At 43.2% G+C, this 22,000-nt stretch carries 18 protein-coding genes; 15 read left to right on the top strand and 3 right to left on the bottom strand.

From position 1 onward, the window contains the following. Nucleotides 1-118 precede the first annotated feature (118 nt). A complete protein-coding gene (locus L4C54_RS00220) occupies nucleotides 119-1,327 on the top strand; it encodes a Bcr/CflA family multidrug efflux MFS transporter (protein ID WP_428806616.1) in 1,209 nt (402 codons plus the stop codon). Beyond that, nucleotides 1,327-1,989 (top strand): DUF2913 family protein, encoded by a 663-nt coding sequence (locus tag L4C54_RS00215; protein ID WP_428802163.1) that lies wholly within the window; start codon nucleotides 1,327-1,329, stop codon nucleotides 1,987-1,989. The genes L4C54_RS00220 and L4C54_RS00215 overlap by 1 nt, the downstream gene beginning before the upstream one ends. 109 nt (nucleotides 1,990-2,098) lie before the next feature. Here L4C54_RS00215 and L4C54_RS00210 read toward each other — a convergent pair whose 3' ends face one another. After that, nucleotides 2,099-3,532, bottom strand: a complete 1,434-nt coding sequence (locus tag L4C54_RS00210; RefSeq protein ID WP_428806615.1) for a DUF2867 domain-containing protein — start codon at nucleotides 3,530-3,532, stop codon at nucleotides 2,099-2,101. 141 nt (nucleotides 3,533-3,673) lie between these two features. Between L4C54_RS00210 and L4C54_RS00205 the strand changes: the two genes are divergently transcribed. The 12 genes from L4C54_RS00205 to mnhG all read left to right on the top strand — a co-directional run bounded on the left by L4C54_RS00205 (nucleotide 3,674) and on the right by mnhG (nucleotide 17,028). Further along, on the top strand, nucleotides 3,674-5,056 hold the full coding sequence (locus L4C54_RS00205) for an MATE family efflux transporter (protein WP_428806614.1): 1,383 nt from the start codon (nucleotides 3,674-3,676) through the stop codon (nucleotides 5,054-5,056). 116 nt (nucleotides 5,057-5,172) lie between these two features. Continuing rightward, nucleotides 5,173-5,844 carry an ABC transporter ATP-binding protein gene (locus L4C54_RS00200; RefSeq protein ID WP_428802160.1) on the top strand — a complete coding sequence of 224 codons (672 nt, stop codon included), beginning with the start codon at nucleotides 5,173-5,175 and terminating at the stop codon, nucleotides 5,842-5,844. Then, nucleotides 5,825-8,278, top strand: a complete 2,454-nt coding sequence (locus L4C54_RS00195) for an ABC transporter permease (RefSeq protein ID WP_428802159.1) — start codon at nucleotides 5,825-5,827, stop codon at nucleotides 8,276-8,278. Before L4C54_RS00200 ends, L4C54_RS00195 begins: the two co-directional genes overlap by 20 nt. Continuing rightward, nucleotides 8,279-9,409 (top strand): lipocalin-like domain-containing protein, encoded by a 1,131-nt coding sequence (locus tag L4C54_RS00190; RefSeq protein WP_428802158.1) that lies wholly within the window; start codon nucleotides 8,279-8,281, stop codon nucleotides 9,407-9,409. Nucleotides 9,410-9,659: 250 nt separating this feature from the next. Beyond that, complete coding sequence (gene nhaA, locus L4C54_RS00185) at nucleotides 9,660-10,820, top strand: Na+/H+ antiporter NhaA (protein ID WP_428802157.1); 1,161 nt, start codon at nucleotides 9,660-9,662, stop codon at nucleotides 10,818-10,820. Between the two features lie 515 nt (nucleotides 10,821-11,335). Then, nucleotides 11,336-13,624, top strand: a complete 2,289-nt coding sequence (locus tag L4C54_RS00180; protein WP_428806613.1) for a putative monovalent cation/H+ antiporter subunit A — start codon at nucleotides 11,336-11,338, stop codon at nucleotides 13,622-13,624. Continuing rightward, nucleotides 13,624-14,058 carry a Na+/H+ antiporter subunit B gene (locus tag L4C54_RS00175; RefSeq protein ID WP_428802155.1) on the top strand — a complete coding sequence of 145 codons (435 nt, stop codon included), beginning with the start codon at nucleotides 13,624-13,626 and terminating at the stop codon, nucleotides 14,056-14,058. The genes L4C54_RS00180 and L4C54_RS00175 overlap by 1 nt, the downstream gene beginning before the upstream one ends. Next, nucleotides 14,059-14,412 (top strand): Na+/H+ antiporter subunit C, encoded by a 354-nt coding sequence (locus tag L4C54_RS00170; RefSeq protein WP_428802154.1) that lies wholly within the window; start codon nucleotides 14,059-14,061, stop codon nucleotides 14,410-14,412. Then, complete coding sequence (locus tag L4C54_RS00165; protein WP_428806612.1) at nucleotides 14,409-15,902, top strand: Na+/H+ antiporter subunit D; 1,494 nt, start codon at nucleotides 14,409-14,411, stop codon at nucleotides 15,900-15,902. The genes L4C54_RS00170 and L4C54_RS00165 overlap by 4 nt, the downstream gene beginning before the upstream one ends. After that, entirely contained in the window at nucleotides 15,902-16,375 is a 474-nt protein-coding gene (locus tag L4C54_RS00160; protein ID WP_428802152.1) for a Na+/H+ antiporter subunit E, read from the top strand. The genes L4C54_RS00165 and L4C54_RS00160 overlap by 1 nt, the downstream gene beginning before the upstream one ends. A 4-nt stretch (nucleotides 16,376-16,379) precedes the next feature. Next, nucleotides 16,380-16,655 (top strand): MrpF/PhaF family protein, encoded by a 276-nt coding sequence (locus L4C54_RS00155; protein WP_428802151.1) that lies wholly within the window; start codon nucleotides 16,380-16,382, stop codon nucleotides 16,653-16,655. Continuing rightward, nucleotides 16,645-17,028 (top strand): monovalent cation/H(+) antiporter subunit G, encoded by a 384-nt coding sequence (mnhG, locus tag L4C54_RS00150; protein WP_428802150.1) that lies wholly within the window; start codon nucleotides 16,645-16,647, stop codon nucleotides 17,026-17,028. Before L4C54_RS00155 ends, mnhG begins: the two co-directional genes overlap by 11 nt. Before the next feature lie 92 nt (nucleotides 17,029-17,120). Here the strand turns inward: mnhG and L4C54_RS00145 are convergent, their stop codons facing one another. Both L4C54_RS00145 and L4C54_RS00140 read right to left on the bottom strand, forming a co-directional pair. Beyond that, the gene (locus tag L4C54_RS00145; protein ID WP_428806619.1) at nucleotides 17,121-17,720 is read right to left on the bottom strand and encodes an OmpA family protein; all 600 of its coding nucleotides are present in this window, start codon (nucleotides 17,718-17,720) and stop codon (nucleotides 17,121-17,123) included. Nucleotides 17,721-17,737: 17 nt separating this feature from the next. Continuing rightward, nucleotides 17,738-19,057 (bottom strand): TolC family outer membrane protein, encoded by a 1,320-nt coding sequence (locus L4C54_RS00140; protein WP_428806611.1) that lies wholly within the window; start codon nucleotides 19,055-19,057, stop codon nucleotides 17,738-17,740. 346 nt (nucleotides 19,058-19,403) lie between these two features. Between L4C54_RS00140 and L4C54_RS00135 the strand changes: the two genes are divergently transcribed. Beyond that, the coding region (locus tag L4C54_RS00135; RefSeq protein ID WP_428806610.1) for an Ig-like domain-containing protein at nucleotides 19,404-22,000 on the top strand (2,597 nt) is incomplete at its 3' end.

Here is a 22,000-nt window from a genome sequence, read left to right as displayed (position 1 = left end):
CTGGAACTCGCCTTTGTAGGCTGAAGCGTTACTATTGTTCATTCAATAACAATCCAGATTATGGTCGCCTTATCTAGTTATAGGGCGACCACATAATCCGCAAAAAACTAGATAATCAATGACACAAAACACGATATCTTCATCTGCAACTCCTCAGCAAATAAGCTTCTTACTCTTTGCTGTGCTGGGCGCTATAGGGGCGTTAACCCCACTCGCTATAGACATGTACTTACCAGCGATGCCTGCCATTGCGGAAGACTTAGGAGTGAGAGCTGGCGAAGTCCAATTTACATTAACGGCTTATTTAGCTGGCTTTGCGATTGGGCAACTTTTTCATGGGCCATTTGCTGACAGCTTTGGACGCCGCCCAGTATTGCTTGTTGGTGTATTCTTCTTTGCAATAGCGAGCGTAGTAAGTGCAACAACAACAGGCATTGATGCATTGACTTATGTTCGATGTGCTCAAGGTTTTGCTGGTGCTGCGGCTGCGGTTGTTATTCAAGCCGTTGTACGAGATATGTTTGATCGAGAGGACTTCTCTCGCGCTATGTCGTTTGTCACGTTAGTCATGACGATTGCGCCTCTGCTTGCTCCGATGATTGGCGGCTACTTGGCCATTTGGTTTGGCTGGCGCTCAATATTTTGGGTATTGGCCGGATTTGCGATTATTGTCATCGCACTGACGATATGGAAGATCCCTGAGACATTACCGGTCGAAAAACGTCACCCTTTACGGTTAGGAACAACACTTCGTAATTATATGGGGCTGTTTCGTAACCCAACAGCTATGGGGCTAATCTTAGCTGGTGCATTCTCGTTCGCGGGTATGTTCGCATTTTTAACCGCTGGCGCGTTTGTCTATATTGATATCTATGGTGTACGTCCAGACCAGTTTGGTTATCTATTTGGTTTGAATATTGTCGCTATGATCATCATGACAGCGATTAATAGCCGATTGGTTAAAAAATTAGGCTCTCACACAATGATGCGATTTGGGCTATCAATACAACTCATTGCCGGTATCGGTTTATTAGTAGGTTGGATACTTGATCTAGGCTTGTGGGGAATAGTGCCTTTTGTTGTTATGTTTATAGGTACCATTTCGACAATTGGCAGTAACTCGATGGGACTATTGTTAAGTGGTTATCCCAATATGGCGGGCACCGCGTCTTCATTAGCGGGCACATTAAGGTTTGGCACAGGCTCAATTATTGGCGCGGTAGTAGCTGCAATGCCAAGTGATGTAGTTTGGCCGATGATATTAGTTATGACGGCCTGTTCTGTGCTGTCGATAGCATTCTATTGGACATTAGGAAGAAAGGCATAGTGTCAAATTATACAAGTGAAATTCAAAAACTGGTTAACTCTGCATTGGCAGAACTGCATGCTGAACATGCAACGGGTAAACTGGCAGATGCACCGATTGCTAATAACCACTTCTTAGTACATTGGGTAACTAAGTCATTAAAGAGTCATCGCTTTGAACGTTGCGTTGTTCCCGACTTGATCCGTTGGCAGAAGTCAGGGCGTTCTAAAGGTGACAGTGCTGGGCTACCATTCATCTTTAAGCGTATTTCTGTATTTTACGCTCAGTTCTTTAAAGATAATGACCAAGGAGCCGAGATCAAAGACAGTGATATTGAAAAATTCTTAGATTTGATGATTGCAAATAACTGGGATGTTTCAACGTCTGAGCCACTTATTGGCGGTGGTAAGATTCAAATTTTCACTGACGGGCATAGTTCTCTGGCTTTGTGTGCGGATCAGTGTGACGATTGTTTTGATGGCGAGTTGTTGACTAAACCAATGCACTGGTTTGTGCGTGGCAATCATGCTGAATTTATTGAAAAGGCTGCAGCTTCAGGGTTTATGGCTCATAAAGTAACAGACTACAAATCGGTGGTTAAATACCATGGTGAGTATGTCATCTACCCAAACAATCAAGGTATTCACTTGGCTGAAATACCGCTGAATTTGAAAACAGATTAATAGGTCTAAACTTTATTTGTTTACTTAAGTTAGATAGAGCACTGGGCGGTTACCGTTTGGCTTTGGCTAAACGTGTATCAGCTCAGTGTTTTCATTTCAGCTCTATGTTTTAGTTAATCTCTTTGGCTTTTCTTACTATTGCCTTAACCATTCCGTTAAAAATAAACAGATGTGCAGGCATCATAGCAAACCAATACAACAACCCTAAAAACCCTTGTGGGTGCCACCATGCGGTGACTGTCAATTCTCGTTCATCACCCAAGTCAGAAATAGAAACCTCTAACCGTCCTAACCCTGGTCCTTTCATGCCAAAGAAAAGTGACAAAAATTGATTGCGTTCACAACGAATAACCTTCCAGGAATCAATGAAATCACCAACTTTGAGCTCCGGTTCTTCAGGCTCTCTGCGCTTTGGTATGCCGCCACCAAAAAACAAATCAAGCCATTCGCGAGTACGCCATAATATGTTGGCAAAGAAGTAACCCTCTTTACGACTGCCAATTTGTTTAGCGACTTCCCATAACTGTTCAGACGTTAACGATGTTCTTATACTGGCTCCAGCCTGTTTAGGATAATAGCCGTAACCCGGTTGCCAACGATTCAGAGCTTCTGGCTCAAACCCCCAGACATTGCTTCGAACGAATGTACCTTCTTCTTCAATGGCTGTTTTGACCGCTTGTTCATAAGAGATTAAAGTCTGCGGATAATATTGATGCGCCTCGTTTGAATCAGACACATAATCGTGGGCAAGTCCTCCTAACAGGGCACGACCAATATTACTAGGGACTGACGTGACCAAACCAAGCCAATGAGACGCAAGGTTAGGGGTGAGTAAAGATGTAGACCATAGGCGAAATGGCTTACCGGCTATCCGGCAAATGATTTTGAATTGCTCACGATAAGTAAGTATGTCGGGACCACCTGCGGAGAAAAGCCGATGTTCACTAGGCTCTTCTTTAGCCAGTTCGATTAAGTAATGATTGAGGTTTTCCAATGCGATCGGGTTTGCTTTTGAGTCGACCCATTTTGGCGCGATCATGATAGGAAGGTTGTAAACGAAGTCTCGCATTATTTCGAAAGCGGCCGAGCCAGGGCCGATGATGACTCCTGCTCGAAGCTCGGTTATTGGGACTTGGCCTTGCCTGAGTATTTCACCTGTTTGTCGACGAGCATCGAGATGGTCTGAATGACCAACTTGAGGTTGTAGGGCACTTAAAAATATAACCTGTGTTGCTTTACTTTCTAATAGTGCGTTCTTGAAGTTTTCAGCTAATGAAAGCTCATAGTCGATAAAGTCATGCCCAACAGCCATACCGTGAACAAGAAAGTAAATAAGATCAAATTGTGGGATTAAACGTTTGGTGGCTTCCAAATCGCTCAGGTCAAGAAAAGAGAAATCAAGATTAGGGTGGGGGGAGACTCGAGCTTTTAAATAATCGAGATGTCGAGTTGCTGCAGTTACGCTGTAACCTTGATTGATCAGTATAGGCAGTAATTGTGAACCGACGTAACCAGACGCACCAAGCACCAATACTTTTTTCATACTTTATAAATTCCCTTTCATAACTCTGTTAGCTTACTCCTAATTTTGCACGATTCTCATCAGCTGTCGTCGACTAATTTCAATAACTGTATACTATAACCGACTGATCTTTCGTTCATTCTATATTCTGAGGTGACTATTTTGTCGCTAATATCTCAAATACGCTTTCATACTAAAGATGGTTTCTTCCGTCAGATGCTAGCGATAGCTTTACCGATCACATTACAAAGCATTATGTTTTCGAGCCGAGGCCTAGTCGATGTGCTTATGTTAGGGCAGTTAGGCGAGGCAGAAATAGCGGCTGTCGGTGTTGCGGCTAGGGCAACGTTTGTCACAACAATAATGCTGGTCGGTGTCACGACGGGCGGAGCACTGTTAACGGCTCAATATTGGGGGGCAGGGGATAAAAAGGGTGTGACTGAAAGTACCGCACTCACATGGATAGTGTCTTGTTTTGTAGCCGCACTTACCGCTGCTCTCTTTATTCTGTTTCCCAGTCAGATTATGGCATTGACGACAGATTCTCAGCTAATCAATCAATTAGGCAGTGAATATTTAAGAATCGCATCGGTAAGTATGTTTGCCGTGGCCTGTGTGGTCAGTATGTCCGTTGGCTTAAGGGCAATGCATAAGCCGGGCGTCAGTACGTTCTTCAGTGGTATTGGTATAGCGTCAAATATCTTTTTAAATTGGGTTCTGATCTTTGGTCACTTAGGGTTTCCCGAAATGGGAATTAAAGGAGCAGCAATCGCAACTGTTGTGAGTGGCGCTATTGAAGTATTAACTCTCTATGGTTATTTGTATTTTAAAAAGCACCTGCTGGCATTTGGAGTGAATGATATTAGAGCGATCATTGATTGGTACAAAATCAGTCGTTTCTTAAAGCTATCATTACCTACCACATTTAATTTTCTGGCGTGGGCCGGTGGTCTGTTTGTTTATCATGCCATCATGGGCCAGTCAGGCGTTCAAGGGTTAGCCGCGTTGTCAGTTATGACGCCTGTTGAGTCTATTTCACTGGCATTAATGATAGGTATGTCTAGCTCAGCCGCTGTGCTAGTGGGTAATCAATTAGGTGCGAAGGAGTATGAGTCAGTTTACTATCAGGCTATTGCGCTATTGATGGTCAATTTTGTGGTGAGTATCTTTGTCTCTATTGCGTTGTACCTCGTTCATACCCCGGTACTAAATGCATTTAGTGCTCTTACAGAGGAAACTCGAGCTCTTTCTGAAATGTTCATCATGATTCTTTGTGTCGGCATCGTGATCCGTTCAATTCCAATGATGGCGATAAACGGTATTTTACGTGCAGGTGGCGATGTAAAATTCTGCTTATATCAAGATTTGGTTGCACAGTGGCTAATAGGGATTCCATTTGCTGCAATTGCGGCATTGTGGTTAGGTTGGGAACCTCAGTGGATTTACGTACTATTTCTGACCGAGGAAGTGGTGAAGTGGTTTGGATCATTACGCAGGGTCAAAAGCAAGAAGTGGATGAATAACTTAATCGAAAATGAGAAGTGACGCGTCGAATTATTGCAAGTCAATGCATATCTTGTGATCTGGTATTCAAAATGCTTTCTAGAAAGCTAGATTTAGTGTAGATTCTCATTCCCAATCAAATTATTGCGAGCTAATTAATGTTACAGCTGACCGACCTGTGTAAAGGATATGTAGATGGTGGTGAATTTCACCCTGTTTTACAAGGCGCTGAATTAACATTAAATCAAGGTGATCAAGTAGCGTTAATGGGAGAAAGTGGTACTGGAAAAAGTACGCTTTTGAACTTGATAGCTGGTTTGGATGCAATAGATTCAGGCGAAGTTTGGTACCCAAATTTTTCAATGCATGCTAGCCCTGAGCATCGACGAACTGCTTACCGTCGTAATAATATTGGCCTTATCTTTCAGCAGTTTAATCTGCTGCCTACACTTAATATTGCAGATAATATTCGCTTCTGCCGCCAGTTAAAAGGTTTACCAGAAGACCATGGATTATGGCGACAAATTTTGTCTGCACTCGATCTTATGCCTCTTCTAGGACGTTACCCAGAAGAAGTGTCTGGTGGTCAACAACAAAGAGCAGCTATTGCGCGTGCGTTGTATATGGAACCGAAAATTTTATTAGCGGACGAGCCGACTGGAAGTTTGGATGAGCGAAATGCAGAAGCCGTCATGCGTTTGTTGACTTCTTTGACACGTCAACTTGATTGTACGCTTTTACTTGTTACACACAGTGAGAAAGTAGCAGAACACATGGATGGCCGTATACGCCTTCAAGGAGGGCAATTACATGTTATGGCCCGTAGTTAAAGCGCTACTCGGGCATTACCGTCGTTATCCTCTTCAAATAATCTTAGTCTTACTTGGGTTAACACTGGGTGTTTCACTATTAGTTGGTGTGACCTCGATAAACCATCATGCACGTGCAAGCTATGCCGATGGTGAAAAACTATTTTCAAACCCATTACCTTATCGAATCCGCCCTAAACACGTATCCAACAAAGTGCCACAAGGTTTATACATTCAGTTAAGACGCGATGGTTTTAATGAATGTCTCCCTTTTGATCAACAAGTGATTAAAACGGCTAAAGGGGATGACCTTGTATTAGTTGGTATTGATCCTGTCGCCATGCTTCAAGTGAAGCAAGGGATGTCATTAAAAGAGTTGAAAAACCTAGATTTGATGAAGCCACCGTACCCTATAGTTGTGAGTCAGGGGCTAGCGGAGAGGCTTGATTGGGAGGACGGTGATTTCATGACTTTGAATGATCAGTCCCGGCTAGGTCCAATCGTTGTTGATAAGAATAAAAGCTTAACAGGCACTCGAATGATTGCCGATATTTCACTACTCAGAATGCTTAATCGAAGCTCTGGATTGGACTTGATCGCCTGTGGTGATATGTCCAAAGCTAAATTAGCGAAACTGAAAGGAAATCTTCCAAACGGATTGACCTTAGTTCGTAGCTCTCGCTCTGAATTAGAATCATTGACCAACGCGTTCCATATGAATCTTAGTGCGTTGGGTATGCTTTCTTTTGTTGTTGGCTTATTTATCTTCTACCAAGCAATCTCACTTTCGTTTGTTCAGCGTCAACCTCTCGTTGGTATGTTAAGGCAAACGGGTGTATCAGGTTGGCAACTTGCTAAAGCATTATCGCTTGAGTTGTTTAGCATGATCCTAATTAGTTGGTTCTTCGGTAATATACTCGGTTTAATGCTAGCTAATCAGCTTATTCCTGCAGTAGCAACTAGCTTAGGTGAGCTGTACGATGCGAGCGTTGGAATAGAGATTAGTTGGAGCTATCATTCAAGCTTATATAGCTTAGGTATGTGCGTCTTAGGCGTCGCGACAGCGTGTATTTGGCCACTTGTGCGTTTGTTACGCTCTCAACCTAATCGTTTAACGTCTAGGCTCTCTTTGGTTCGATTTGCAGGGATAGAATTTACCTTCCAAGCATTCCTTGCATGTATATTGTGTGTCGTTGCCGTTGCAGTCTATCAAGTGCCACAAACGCAAGAAACAGGCTTCACCCTGATTGCCTTAATGCTCATGAGTGTAGCCTTGTTTACACCATTTTTGATCTGGAAAGTCTTTACTAGTTTTACCTACTCTTTACGTTGGGTGAAGTTACGTTGGTTCTTTGCAGACGCAGCGGCGAGTATGAGTTATCGCGGTGTTGCAACCATGGCGTTAATGCTCGCGATGGCAGGCAATATAGGTGTAGAAACCATGATTGGCAGCTTTCGTGATACCACGGATAAATGGCTGACTCAACGCTTAGCTGCTGATGTCTATATTTACCCAAGCAATAACTCAGCTGCACGCCTAAGCACTTGGCTACAAAAACAACCTGAGGTTGAGAGTGTTTGGTGGCGTTGGGAGAAAGATGAGGCAACGAAGCAAGGTGTACTACAGATTGTGAGTACTGGTGCCTCAGATGCAGAATTAGATGCACTAACTGTAAAGCTAGGTATTCCAAATTACTGGTATCACCTACATCATTCTAAAGGGGTGATGATCAGTGAGTCTATGTCACTTAAGCTGGATATTCGCCCTGGTGACTTCATCAATCTATCGAATAAATTAGGTCAACGATGGCAGGTTGTTGGTGTCTACTATGATTACGGCAACCCGTATAATCAAGTGCTGTTGTCTCATAGAAATTGGCTAAATGGCTATGCTGGGAGCGGCGATGTTGCACTTGGTATTGAACTTAAACCTGACGTTAATCCGACAGGACTTAAAAATCGATTAGAAGCCGTATTTAGACTTAGTTCTGACCGTGTTTATGATAATAGTGATATTCACACTCAAGCGATGAAAGTTTTTGATCGAACATTTGCTATTGCCGATACTCTTGGCAACATAACTTTACTTATAGCGGTGTGTGGGATCTTCTTTGCCACTTTGGCTGGAGAAGTTTCAAGGCAGCGGCATATATCTTTACTGCGCTGTTTTGGTATTTCAGGAAAAGAACTGGTTGTTATCAGTGGACTTCAGCTGTTTGTGTTCTGCATGATAGCGATAGCGATTGCTATGCCTTTAGGTCTTGCATTGGCGAATCTCGTTGTTGACGTGGTGATTAAGCAATCTTTCGGCTGGACTCTGGAACTTAAATTTGTACCAATCGAGTATGTAAAAACCATACTTTGGGTAATGACCTCACTAATGATTGCCGGAGCGTTACCCGTGTTGCGAACCATTAAAAATACACCGATGAAATCTCTGAGAGATGCGCTTTAAATGACGAAAAAACCGGAAAAACGAAAGCTAAGTGTAGTCAGAGTCGTATTAGTACTTATGGTCATGACTATTGTCGCGACTCTGCTATATTTGGACTCTGAACAATCGGTGAGTAAAGAGTTGTCTGGAACTCAAAGCATGGTTGTGGATATGATACAAAAGCAGGTGTTTGAGCCTGTTCTTCCCGACACTTCAGTAACCTTACCTGATGATTTTCGTTTTCACCCTGAATACCAGCATGAGTGGTGGCAATATTTTGCAAATGTAGTAGATGAAGAGGGCCATGAATACGCCATTCAATGGAGTTATTTTCGTATTGCCAGTGACGAGCGAAGAACCGCTGGTTGGCAGAGCCCTCAAATCTACATTTCTCATGTCGTAATATCAAACAGTACTCAAGTATGGAAAGAGCAACGCATTGCGCGTGGTGGGATTGGTCAAGCTGGTATGATCGTTAATCCATTTAAAATATGGATTGATAACTGGTGTTGGCAATCGTTAGGAAATACCCCGTTTCCAGGTGAAATGGAGATTTCTACTAACGAATTTGACCTGAAATTACGCACTCAAACTTCCGGCCCATTTGCACTGTTAGGTGAAGATGGTTACCAACCTAAACATGACTTACTGCCAATCGCCGCATTTAACATTAGTGCTCCATTTTTATCTGTTAAAGGTGAGATGACACTTGGTGAAAATAAAACGGTGAGAGTAAAAGGCAATGCATGGATGAGTAAAGAGTGGGGCAGCCAGCTTATTTCTCAGCGTCAGAAAGGCTGGGATTGGTTTGTAATTGATTTAAACGAAAGTGAAACCTTAACCGTTAGCCGATATCGCCATCAAGAACAAATGCCATATATCTATGGAACCATCATCAGCAACACTGGAAAAACCATATCACTTGATGAAACTCAAATTTCCTTGGTCTCCTCTAAAGGTAGTGTGTTAACCGGAGGGAAACGTGTTCCGTTAGAGTGGGGTATTATGGTTCCTGATTACGATATTAATTTGATGTTGACTCCAGTAAATAAAAAATTGTTGCTACCTTTCATTATTCCCTACTGGGAAGGGCCCGTCGAAGTATCTGGATCACATCAAGCTAAGGGTTTTATGCAGTTAACTGGGTATTAATTGTTTAACTATTGTTGACTAAACTCGAAATATATAAACTCGCCAAATTAATTGTTTGGCGAGTTTTTTTTGTGCTTTACTTAGAGTGTAACAGGATATTACTAGTCCATTAATTGCGATCTTGCAACGTTGTTATATCGGAAATTACGAATTATTATATCAGCAGAAACGAAGTTATTTATCTGGTTGATTTTAAAGTTGATAACTATTCGCTCACTAATTGTTATTTTTATATTCAAAAGGGCTGAACATGACAGGCATTATCCGCGACTTCCTCAAAATGGAGTCTGCCAGTGGCATTTTACTCGTAATTGCCGCAGTAATAGCGATGATGGTAGCTAACTCTCCATTAAATGGCTTTTACCAAGGATTTTTACATACCTATGTTTTGGGGATGTCTCTTTCTCACTGGATTAATGATGGCTTGATGGCGATTTTCTTTCTAATTATTGGCTTAGAAGTTAAACGAGAGCTTATTGAAGGCGCATTGAGATCGAAAGAAACGGCAATGTTTCCGGCTATTGCGGCTGTAGGTGGCATGCTTGCACCTGCTCTTGTTTATATTATGTTTAACTCTCAAAACCCTGAAGCGATGGCAGGCTGGGCGATTCCAGCGGCGACCGATATTGCTTTTGCATTAGGGATAATGGCACTGCTTGGTAATCGAGTACCAATTAGTTTGAAAGTGTTTTTATTGGCTCTTGCTATTATTGATGACTTAGGTGCAGTGGTTATCATTGCACTGTTTTATACGACGGACTTGTCAATCATTGCACTTGTCGTTGGTTTCATTTCGACAGGCATACTGTTTTACTTGAATGCTAAAAAGGTCACGTCCCTTCATTGGTACCTGTTGATCGGAGCGATATTATGGTTTGCAGTCTTAAAGTCTGGTGTTCACGCAACATTAGCTGGTGTCTTGGTTGGCTTTGCTATTCCTATTAAGGGGAAGAACAGCTCTCACTCACCGCTTAAAACATTAGAGCATGCCTTGCATCCCTATGTTTCTTTCGGGATTTTGCCACTTTTTGCTCTGGCTAATGCGGGTATTTCTTTGCAAGGTGTGTCAATGGCGGGATTAACATCCATGCTTCCACTAGGTATAGCGCTTGGGTTATTGATTGGTAAGCCAATTGGTATCATGTCTTTTTGTTGGCTCTCATTAAAATTAGGCATTGCGAGGCTTCCTGATGGTATTACCATGAGGCATATCTTCGCGGTTTCTCTTCTGTGCGGCGTTGGCTTCACCATGTCGATCTTTATTTCTTCGTTAGCCTTTGGTTTGGAAAAAGAAGTGATGGACACCTATGCACGTTTAGGGATATTGATAGGCTCTACGGCATCTGCAATTTTAGGCTACTCGGTGTTGAGTATTGTGCTCCCAAAGCCCACAGCGGTAGTGACTAACTAACTTAGGTTAGTTGCTACTCACGTAAGAACTAGCTACTCACGTAAGAAACAGCTCATAACGTAGTTGATATGTTATGAGCTGTTAATATCTTGCAGCAGTATATGGCTATACGATGTAATATTGCAGTGGCGCTTACTATTTATTGTTAGTATCTATATAAAAAATTAGTTAAAAATCATTTGAGTAAGTCGTGATAGACAACTCACTGCCGAACTCCGTTCCGTGATCTCTCTCTTTTTATATTCCAGTATTTCCGTTGTATATAGTGGTTTCACTCGGTTATTCCGAGTGTTTCGTTCACAACAAGCGAGTATTCATATCAATTAAATTTGAATAAACTCCAATGCTAATAAATTTAACAGTTACATCGATAGAATCTACATATGCAAGTGTATTTAGTATTTCTTACTGATATGCATTTGTGATTGTTTTTCATATACTGATCATACTGATGCCCGTTACGGGTAAGCATTTCTACTGCGATACAATGTAGAAGATTTTGGAGACTATTTTTAATGCTGATTGCTGTTCTGTCGGGATTCTTCCTGGCGGTGTTTGTGCCGTGGTTATTCAGGCACTTTGGAGAACAAACAAGTAAGTTGCTCGCGATATTGCCAGCGACACTATTTGTTTACTTCTTAACATTCCTTCCTGCTGTTACAGAGCAGGGGCCACATCTATTTAGTTATGAGTGGGTCCCTACGCTGGGCATTAGTTTAGATTTTTGGCTCGATGGCTTAAGCCTTCTGTTTGCGTTGCTGATATCTGGGATAGGTTTTTTTGTCATTGTCTATGCTGGAAGCTATTTAGCTCATAAGCCAGATCAACGTAAATTGTTGATGTATTTATTGGCATTTATGGGTGCGATGTTAGGAGTCGTTCTTTCAAATAACTTGATGGCGATGTTTGTTTTCTGGGAGTTAACCAGTATCACATCTTACATGTTGATCGGTTATTACCATGAGAAAGAGTCCTCACGTAAATCAGCACTTCAAGGTTTGATGGTCACTGTCGGCGGTGGTCTTGCTCTTCTCGCTGGTATCATTGTTCTTGGCTCAATAGCTGGAACATACCAAGTTAATGAGATCATTGCTCAAGGTTCTGAACTACAGTCTCACCCTCTATTTATTGTGATGATGGTGTTGATACTCGCTGGGGCATTCACAAAATCTGCACAGTTCCCGTTCCACTTTTGGTTGCCGAATGCAATGGCAGCGCCAACGCCTGTTAGTTCGTACCTACACTCAGCAACGATGGTAAAAGCGGGCGTTTACTTAATGGCACGTCTTCAACCTACGATGGCTGGTCATGACACGTGGACATTTGCTTTAACGGCATTTGGCGCTACGACAATGTTATTGGGTGCGACGTTAGCGGTAACGAGTACTGATCTGAAACGTATCTTGGCGTACTCAACAGTTATGGCACTTGGTACATTGACGATGCTCATAGGTATCGGTACTGAAGCTTCTCTTCTTGCTGCGGTTGTCTTCTTACTTGGTCATGCATTGTATAAAGGGGCGCTATTTATGGCGGCTGGTACAATTGATCACGAAACAGGAACAAAAGACGTTAGAGAGTTAGGCGGATTGCGCAAAGCGATGCCATATACGGCTGCGTTTATGTCTCTTGCGGCGTTAGCATTAGCGGGTGTTCCACCACTGTTCGGCTTTATTGGTAAAGAGATGATGCTTGAAGGCGTGTTGTCTAGCCAATGGAGCATGCTATTAATCTTTATGACCCTGCTGACTTCCATCTTTATCGTTGCTTGTGCGGGCCTATTGGTGATTAAACCATTCTGGGGCGCGAAGAAAGAGACGCCGATTGAAGCTCATGAGGCACCTCTGGGGATGCGTTTAGGTTTTTCTGTACTTGCAACTGTCGGTCTTATCTTTGGCCTGTTACCAAGCCTTGTGAACCCATTAGTGACGTCTGCCGTCAATGCGATCTCTGCAAGCTCTCATGAATCGGTAGATTTGGCACTTTGGCACGGAATTAACCTTCCATTAATGATAAGTGCATTGGCACTGGGCCTTGGTTATCTCCTGTTTAAGAAGTGGGACGCAATTGGCCCAACAGCTTCCAAAGCTAAACCATTACTTTCTTACGGCCCAGAGCGTGGTTATGAGATCTTTATGGATAACCTAGTGAAGTTCGCTAAGTGGAGCACAATGAAGCTGCAAAATGGCTACATGGCAAACTACATCTTAACGATCTTCATTACGACTATCGCCTTAGTGGCTTACGCGATGTTCACCAAAGTTGGCTTCCACTGGGATATCGATTTCTCAGATGTGACCATTAAAGATATCGGCCTGTCGGTTCTAATTATTGCAGTGATCACTTACGCATGTATTACCCCTTTACGACTAGGCTCTGTTGCTGCAATTGGCGCACTAGGTTTTGCCATGGCACTAATTTATGTGTTCTTTAGCGCACCTGACTTAGCGATTACTCAGGTATTGATTGAAACATTAACGGTTATCATGCTAGTTCTTGTTCTGTTCAAACTGCCTAAGTTTCAAAAGCTATCAAGCAGTGATGTTCGTTGGAGAGACTGTATTGTAGCGGTTACCTTTGGCGCGATGATGGCGGTGCTTCTACTTACCGTGACTCACTTTGCTATGCCAGATCGTATCAGTACGTATCTGATTGAAAACAGCTACACCATTGCAAAAGGGCGCAACATCGTAAACGTTATTTTAGTTGATTATCGTGCACTTGATACATTAGGTGAACTGTTCGTTCTATCGCTTGCTGCGATTGGTGTAACGGCAATGCTTAGAACTAAGAAGGAAAAGTAATGAACAATACCGGTACTTCTCTCATTCTTCAGGTAGTGGCTCGATTTTTACTGCCTATGTTATTGCTGTTCTCTGTGTTCTTGCTTCTTCGTGGGCACGATGAACCCGGTGGTGGCTTCATTGCAGGGCTGGTCGCGTCAGCTGCGTTTGCGTTACACCTGTTTGCATTTGATGCGACTCAGACTCGAAAGTTAATTGGTATTGATAGTAGCTACTTAATGGGTGGTGGTCTGATTATCTCTCTATTAAGCGGTTTTATTGGTGTTATAAAATCGGGTAGCGCGTATTTAAGTGCAGTGTGGTGGTATGTTCATGTCCCTGGGCTTGGTGAGCTAAAGATCAGCACACCGTTAATCTTCGATATTGGCGTATATCTTGTTGTTACTGGCATGGTAACAACGCTACTGTTTTCGTTAGCACAGTTGGAGGAATAAATGACAACTCTATTTGCTATTGTCATTGGTGCTCTTTATGCGGCAGCACTTTACATGATGCTTCGACGCAGTGTGGTTAAGTTGGTTATTGGATTAATGATTTTATCCAATGCGACAAACCTATTGATCTTTACGGGCGGCGGCTTAGTTCGTGGTGCGCCACCTTTGATTGAAGAGGGGATGACAATGCCCGTGGGACCAATTGCGGACCCACTACCACAGGCCCTGATCTTAACCGCTATCGTTATTAGCTTTGGTGTACTGGCATTTGCCGTTGTACTGATTAAACGTGCTTATAAAGTGATTGGCGCAGACGATATGAACGAAATGAAGAGTACAGATTCTCAATTATGATGCTATTAATGCCTGTACTGATCCCAATGTTTGCGGCAGCGTTATCAATGATGCTGTGGAAACACCAAACGCTACAGCGTTGGATCAGTGTAATCTCAAATTTTTCGCTGTTAGTAGCAGCGCTCACGTTATTTCACACGGTGTACACCAGTGGTATCCAAGCGACCAACTTAGGTGGTTGGGATGCACCATTCGGTATTACACTCGTTGCGGACTTGCTCGCGGTTGTAATGGTTACCGTTTCTTCGGTTGTCGCTTTTTGTATTTCTATTTATGCATTAGCTACGATGACCAAAGAGCACGAGAAGTTCGGCTTCTACCCATTACTGCATCTAATGCTTGCGGGTGTTTTAGGCTCGTTCCTAACCGGTGATATCTTTAACCTGTATGTTTGGTTCGAGATAATGCTAGTGGCATCGTTTGGTCTGCTTATCCTTGGCGGTGAGCGTAGCCAAATGGAAGGCGCACTAAAGTATGTAACCCTGAACCTGTTGTCATCAGCTCTGTTCTTAAGTGCTATCGGTTTGCTTTATGCTTATGCGGGTACGTTAAACATGGCCGATCTAGGGCAGAAGCTGTCTATGTCAGATAACCCAGAAGTGGTTACCGTCATATCGCTACTGTTCTTGGTGGCATTTGGTATTAAAGCTGCGGCATTCCCGTTGTTCTTTTGGTTACCAGCGTCTTACCACACACCACCAGTGGCCATTTCAGCAGTCTTTGCAGGTTTGTTAACGAAAGTTGGTGTATACGCGTTGTACCGTGTATTTAGTGTCATCTTCATCGGTGATCTTGGTTTTACTCACCACACACTATTGATGTGGATGGGTATCTTCACCATGGTGACAGGGGTATTAGGTGCAGCAGCTCAGTTTGAAGTGCGAAGAATCTTGTCATTCCACATCGTGAGCCAAATTGGTTACATGATTCTTGGTTTAGCACTGTTCACACCACTAGCGATTTTGGGCGGCGTGTTCTATCTGTTCCACCATATCATTGTGAAAACCAATTTATTCCTAATCAGTGGCGTCATGCACCGTATGCATGGTAGCTATCGACTCGAGAAGTTGGGTGGTTTATACAAATCAGCGCCTTTCTTAGCTATTTTGTTTGCCATCCCTGCTATGTCACTGGCTGGCATTCCACCATTATCGGGCTTTTTTGCAAAGTTTGTAGTGATACAGGCGGGTATTGAAGCGAAGGAGTGGATCGGTGTGTTTGCTTCGTTAGCGGTTGGTCTATTGACTATGTATTCAATGATTAAGATCTGGGCTGAGGCGTTTTGGAAGAAACTTCCTGAAGACGCAGAAGTAAAACCAGCGATGTCAGACTCAGAGCGTCTGTGTCTATATTTACCAATCATTATTATGGCTGCTATCACCGTTTTCATCGGTATTAATGCGGAATGGTTTGTACAGCTTGCATCGATGACAGCTGATCAAATACTGGATCCGCAGCAATATATTCAAGCTGTGCTGGGAGGTCAATAATGCAGGCATTTGGATGGAATATGCTATTAGCACTGGCTTGGTTAGTGCTATCTGGCTCCTACACAATATCTAACCTTCTAGCGGGTATGCTGCTGAGTTACGTTGTGCTTGCCTATGTATTGCGCGATAGAGAACCATTTAAAGTCTATTTTGGTAAATTACCGAAAGTGGTTAACTTCATTTTGTTCTTTATCTGGGATTTGATTAAGGCTAATGCTCGTGTTGCTTACGATGTTGTGACACCAACACACCTAATGAAACCAGCCGTTATCGCTGTTCCATTAGATATTGATACTGATGGTGGTATTACTATCTTTTCTGCGTTAATCACGGTAACGCCAGGATCGTTAGCTCTTGATGTTTCGACGGATAAGAAAGTGCTTTACGTTCACTTAATGTACTTTGAAGATGAGCAACTTCATGTCGCTGAATTGAAGCGACTTGAAGCCATGGTTATTGATTTATTGGATTAGCACTATGTTAGATACGGTTTACGATATTTGTTTTATGATTCTAAGCTTAGCGCTGTTGTTTGCTTCAGTGCGCCTGCTTAAAGGACCATCATTGCCAGACAGAGTGGTTGCTCTTGAGCTTATGGCATCTTTGACTGTGGGTATGGTGGTTCTGTATGGAATGGCTTATGACCAACCGAAATTTATCGATGTGGCTATCGTTCTTGCGTTAACGTCATTTCTGGCGGCGGTTGGCTTTTCTCGTTACTTAGAGCACAGAGGAATCAGAGATGATGATTGATTTGATAATTGCTTTTTTTGTTCTAACAGGTGCAATGTTAATGTTGCTTGCGAGCTTGGGCCTAAATCGTATGCCTGATTTGTTAACTCGAATGCACGCGACTACAAAAGCAGGGGCATTAGGCGTCGGGTTGATTGTTGTTGGGTTCTGCATTGTCTTTTGGGATGATACTTCGATTGTTGTACGTGCTATGGCCGTTGTAGCGTTCGTCATTGTTACAGCACCAATCGCCGCACACGTGCTAGCAAGAACGAGTTATTTTGTAGGTGTGCATGTCTGGGATGGCACAGTAAAAGATGCGATTAAAGAACAGTACGACTTGAATACGCACCAGCTATCAAGTCGCTGCGAAGAGAAGAAGAAAGCTTCTTAATCTTTAGTCAGCTGAACAAAATTAATAGCAATAAAAAGAAAAGCGCTCGACTCGTTGTAAAACAAGTAGAGCGCTTTGTTGTTTTCAGATATCTATTTTTCAAGAATGGTAAAGATACTCCATTCCTCTACGACTTGCTCTTTTAAGCCAACTACCGTTGCAGTTACTTTTCGGTTAACTGCATGAGAGGCGGCATCTTCCTCTTCACTTTCTAAACGCGTCTCCCCATAACCGACAATCTCTACACGATTTGGATCGATTTCATAAGAGAGTAACTTATCCCTTACTCCTTGCGCGCGTTTCTTCGATAAATCTAAATTATATTCGTGGGAACCTACTTTACTTGCGTAACCTTGAATCTCAATGGAAGCAGACTGGTAGGTTTTTAAGAAATCTGCCATCGTCTGAATTTGCCCACTAAATACCGGGTTAATTTCATAGGAATCGTGCCCAAACAGGATTCTCAACTGCATAGAGTCTTGCTCTGAGATAGTCAGCCCACATCCGTCATTATCAACGGTTGCACCCGTTGGCGTTCCTGGGCAAATATCTCTGGCATTCACCACACCGTCTCTATCTTCATCCTTTAAGTCAGATATTTGGCTCGCTTTACTAGTTTCAATATATTCGTAGTCATCATTAGCGCAACCGGAAACAGCGAGAGTGATAGCGGCAATACTGATTGCTAACATTGTCTTATTCGTCATAATCAATACTCCACTCTTTGAGTCCAGTCTTCAGGAATATCAACCAGCAAGGCGTCAAGCAGTGAACCCGTTGCGTTCATCACTCGATACTTTGCATATTGCTCTGAATAGTGGGCATCTAAATAGTCTTTACGTGCTTCGAAAAGCTCGTTTTCCGTGTTTAGTAAATCCAGCAAGGTTCGCTGACCAATTTTATACTGTTTGTCATAAGCAATGACGGTTTCAGATGCAGAATCAACGTGATCGGCAAGGAAGTTCTTTTGCTGAAGTGTTAGATCCAATGCAGACCATGACAGTCGTAAACCTTCTTCAACTTGTCGGTATGCGTTATCACGTAGATCTTTTGCTTTGTTGAGTTGGTATGCCGCACGTTCTGTTAAATCGCTATCGGTACCACCATTAAACAGATTGTAACGGAGGCGAAGCATCGCTAATGTTTCTTCACTGCTGCCAGGGTCACCGCCGGCGTCATCTCGCCATGTTTGACTTGCTTCAACTGAAATCGTTGGGTAGTTCACTCCTTTAGTTTGTTCATATTGGAATCGAGCAGAATCGATATCAGCTTTCGCAATCTGAATAACAGGATGATTATCAAAAGCAACGTCAATGGCGTCTGTCATCGAAAGAGGTAACTTAGACTCATCGGCCCTAGGATAGATAAGCCCTAATGGTTGTTGACCTACAAGACGATAAAACTGTGTATGAGTATCGACAAGGTTATTTTGTGCGGCGAGTAAATTACCGTGTGCTTTTGCGATACGCGCTTCAACTTGCGAAACATCCGCAGTAGAGCCTATACCCGAATCGGATCTCCTTTTAATATCTTTATAGATTCGTTTATGTACCGCTAAGTTACTTTCGGAAAGAGCTAATACTTCAGTGGCTTTGATGGCATCCAGATAAACCTGAGTCACTTGTAATGCGATGTCTTGTGAATCTGCGAGGATTTGCAATCGAACAGATTCCGCTTCTGCGGCCGTCCTGTCCATATCGCGTAGCGTGGCAGATCCATCCCATAAAAGTTGGGTTAAACTGATAGACGCCTCTTTACGTGTCATATCGGTATCTTCTGGGCTTCCCCCTGACTCATCAGCAGGGCTAATACCTTCATAACCGATTCCTGCATCTAAATCGATGCTGGGTAAATATGCCCCTCCAGACGCATCACTCTCTTTAACTTTACTGAGATACTCGTTATAAATACTTTTCACTTCGGGGTTAGTCGCTAATGTTATCGCTACTGCTTGTTCTAATGTTTGGCCATTGGCACCAAAACTTGCGGCGATTATACAACTTAGCAAAATAGGCTTATTCCATCTCACTCACTTGCTCCTTATTCGTATCCAACATGCACTACAACCCAAATTTTTAGCTCAATTTAAGCCTATAAATTTGCACTTCAATAAACACATCGATCTACATAGTGATGTTACACAGTTGTTATTCTCTGGAAGTTTAGTAGACGTTCCCTAAGTTTGAGAACCTAATTCAAAATTAAATTCCCTTAAATATTGACAACTTGTGAAATATGTCCGAAGTCAGAGTTTTTAATGACTGGAATATCAGTAAAAACGGTCTAAATTTAGATAAGAGTCAAATTGAATGTCATTTTGACAGATAACCCTTGCATGGGTTACCTGAGGATGCCGTCGTCATAGGAAGAGAATTATGGGTATTAGTAACTCGTCATTATTGGGCATTGCAAACGCCACCATAGTTATAGATGTTAATGGACAGATCAGAGAGCTAGGACCAGGGGAAACACCAGCACCGGGTGAGGTTCTTGTCACCGTAGATAACGGCAATCCTGATGTACCCAATATTCAGGCTGATTTGACGACCGAGGATGGCGGCTTTACCGGACTCGATTTAGAGGGCGAAATTGCTCAGATCTTCGAACAATTGGAACAAGGGGTCGATCCAACAGCCAATGAAGACTTCGCAACAGCCGCCGGTGGAGAAGCTGGTTCAGGTGGGACTGGGCTTCCAACTATCGCAAGAACTGACGCTCAAACTCAAGCAGCTACAGCATTTGATACTGAGGGGCTAGAGGGGCAGGGGCTTTCTGAAACACAGAGCCTTGCGCTGATCGACGTATTAGTCAATGAAGCTCCTTTCTTTAGCCTTTTTGCTGCTCCAATTGGGGAGAGCATTGCAGTTGAAACAGATGAAGATATTGCTGTTGCTGGTCAATTAACTGCAACAGACCCTGATGGAGATGATCTTACCTTTGTACTGGATAGTTTACCTGCGAACGGTGAGGTTACTGTTGGAACTGATGGTGCGTGGGAATATACACCTGATGATAATTATGATGGTGACGACAGCTTCACGGTGATTGTTTCGGATGGGCTAGGAGGCACGGACACCATTACAGTCGATATTGTCGTCAACCCGATACCGGAAATCAGCATAACTGGTCCATCAGTCATAGATGAAGGACAAGATGGAGAGTACACAATAAGCTTTGACAAAGCTTCGGACCAAGAAACAACACTAAACCTATCACTTGGATTAGGGACAGCTGAAGACGAAGATATTGGTGAAGCGGTAGTTGAAACAAATACAGGTGTAATTCTTACTGTTGAAGAAGACGGTACCGTTGTAGTGCCAGCTGGCGTTACATCATTGTCTGTTGTCCTCTCGACCATACAAGATGACGTTTATGAAGGAAGTGAGTCTTTCAGTCTAAACGTTGAATCAGTAAGTGGGTTAGTCGGAAGTGGCTCTGTTGATAGCAGTATTGTTGATGATGGATCGGGTCCAGGTGAGGAGCCCGATGATGATAGACCAACTCTAACTGTCGAAAATTCGAATAATGTTGTTGAAGGGGGCAGTGCAGTATTTGGTGTCGAACTCAGTAATGATGTGGACGGGGTATTGGATTACACCTTTACCTTGAATGTTGATGGTAGTGCGGAATTGACTGATCTCGTCACGTTTAATGGGATTACCGTCAGTTATACCGATGGTGAAGGTGCTCAAGAGTTCACTATCAGCAATGGTGACACGTTACCTATTCCAGGAGATGCTTCTGGGATCTCCGTGAGCGTTGCGACTGTTAATGACGATATTTTCGAAGGGAGCGAACACTTTGCTCTAGACGTGAGCGTATTTGGTGAGATTGGCGAGGAATTGGACGAGCTTAATCTGAATGACAGCGGTAGTGCGACGATTATTGATGATCTCGATGGTGAAGATAACGCTGATACGCCGGTACTGACGGTGGTGAGTCCAGATCCTGTGACAGAAGGCGACAATGCGGTCTTCGGTGTCTCACTGGATAAAGAGGTCGATGGCGAATTGACTTACACCTTCAGCCTTAATATTGAAGGCTATGGTGACGGTGATGATGCCGTCACTTACAGCGCTGAAATGGCGGATTTCTTGGCCAGTGGTCAACTCACGGTTACATATAAAGATGGCTCAGGCGTAGAGCAACCACCGGAATTAGTGGTCAATGGTGGCGAGCTTGTTTTACCGGGCGATGCAATCGATATCACCGTTAGTGTCGGTATCGAGAACGATGACATATTTGAAGGTACCGAGAGTTTTGGTCTGGACGTCCATGTTGATGGAGATATTGGTGACGAGCTTGATGAGCTCTCGCTTGATGGTCACGGTAGTGCAACTATCGTTGATGAGAATGGACCTGACTTTGATGATATGCCTGTTCTGACGGTTTCTGATGCGGGTGAAACTGTTGAAGGTGATAATGAATTCCCGGCTACGTTCTTAGTTGAGTTAGATAAAGAAGTGGACGGTTTACTCACTTACACCTTTAACCTCAATGTTGAAGGTTATGGTGAAGGTGACGATGCCGTCACTTACAGCGCTGAGATGGAAGATTTCTTGGCAAACGGTAATTTAACAGTGACCTACACCGTGGGTGAGGGTGACGATGCAGTTTCGCCTTCAACCGCCGTATCTGCAGTCGACGGCACAGTGGACATCCCGGGTAATGCTTACAACATTTCAGTTAGTGTTGATACGTTTAATGACGATATCTTTGAAGGTACCGAGAGCTTTGGTCTGGATGTCCATGTTGATGGAGATATTGGTGACGAGCTTGATGAGCTCTCGCTTGATGGTCACGGTAGTGCAACTATCGTTGATGAGAATGGACCTGACTTTGATGATATGCCTGTTCTGACGGTTTCTGATGCGGGTGAAACTGTTGAGGCAGATGACGCTGCTGCTGTCTTCTTAGTTGACTTAGATAAAGATGTCGATGGCGAATTGACTTACACCTTCAACCTTAATAT

The organism is Vibrio lamellibrachiae (genome assembly GCF_050337265.1).
Lineage (GTDB): Bacteria > Pseudomonadota > Gammaproteobacteria > Enterobacterales > Vibrionaceae > Vibrio > Vibrio kyushuensis.
This window is presented reverse-complemented; position numbering and strand designations above follow the sequence as displayed.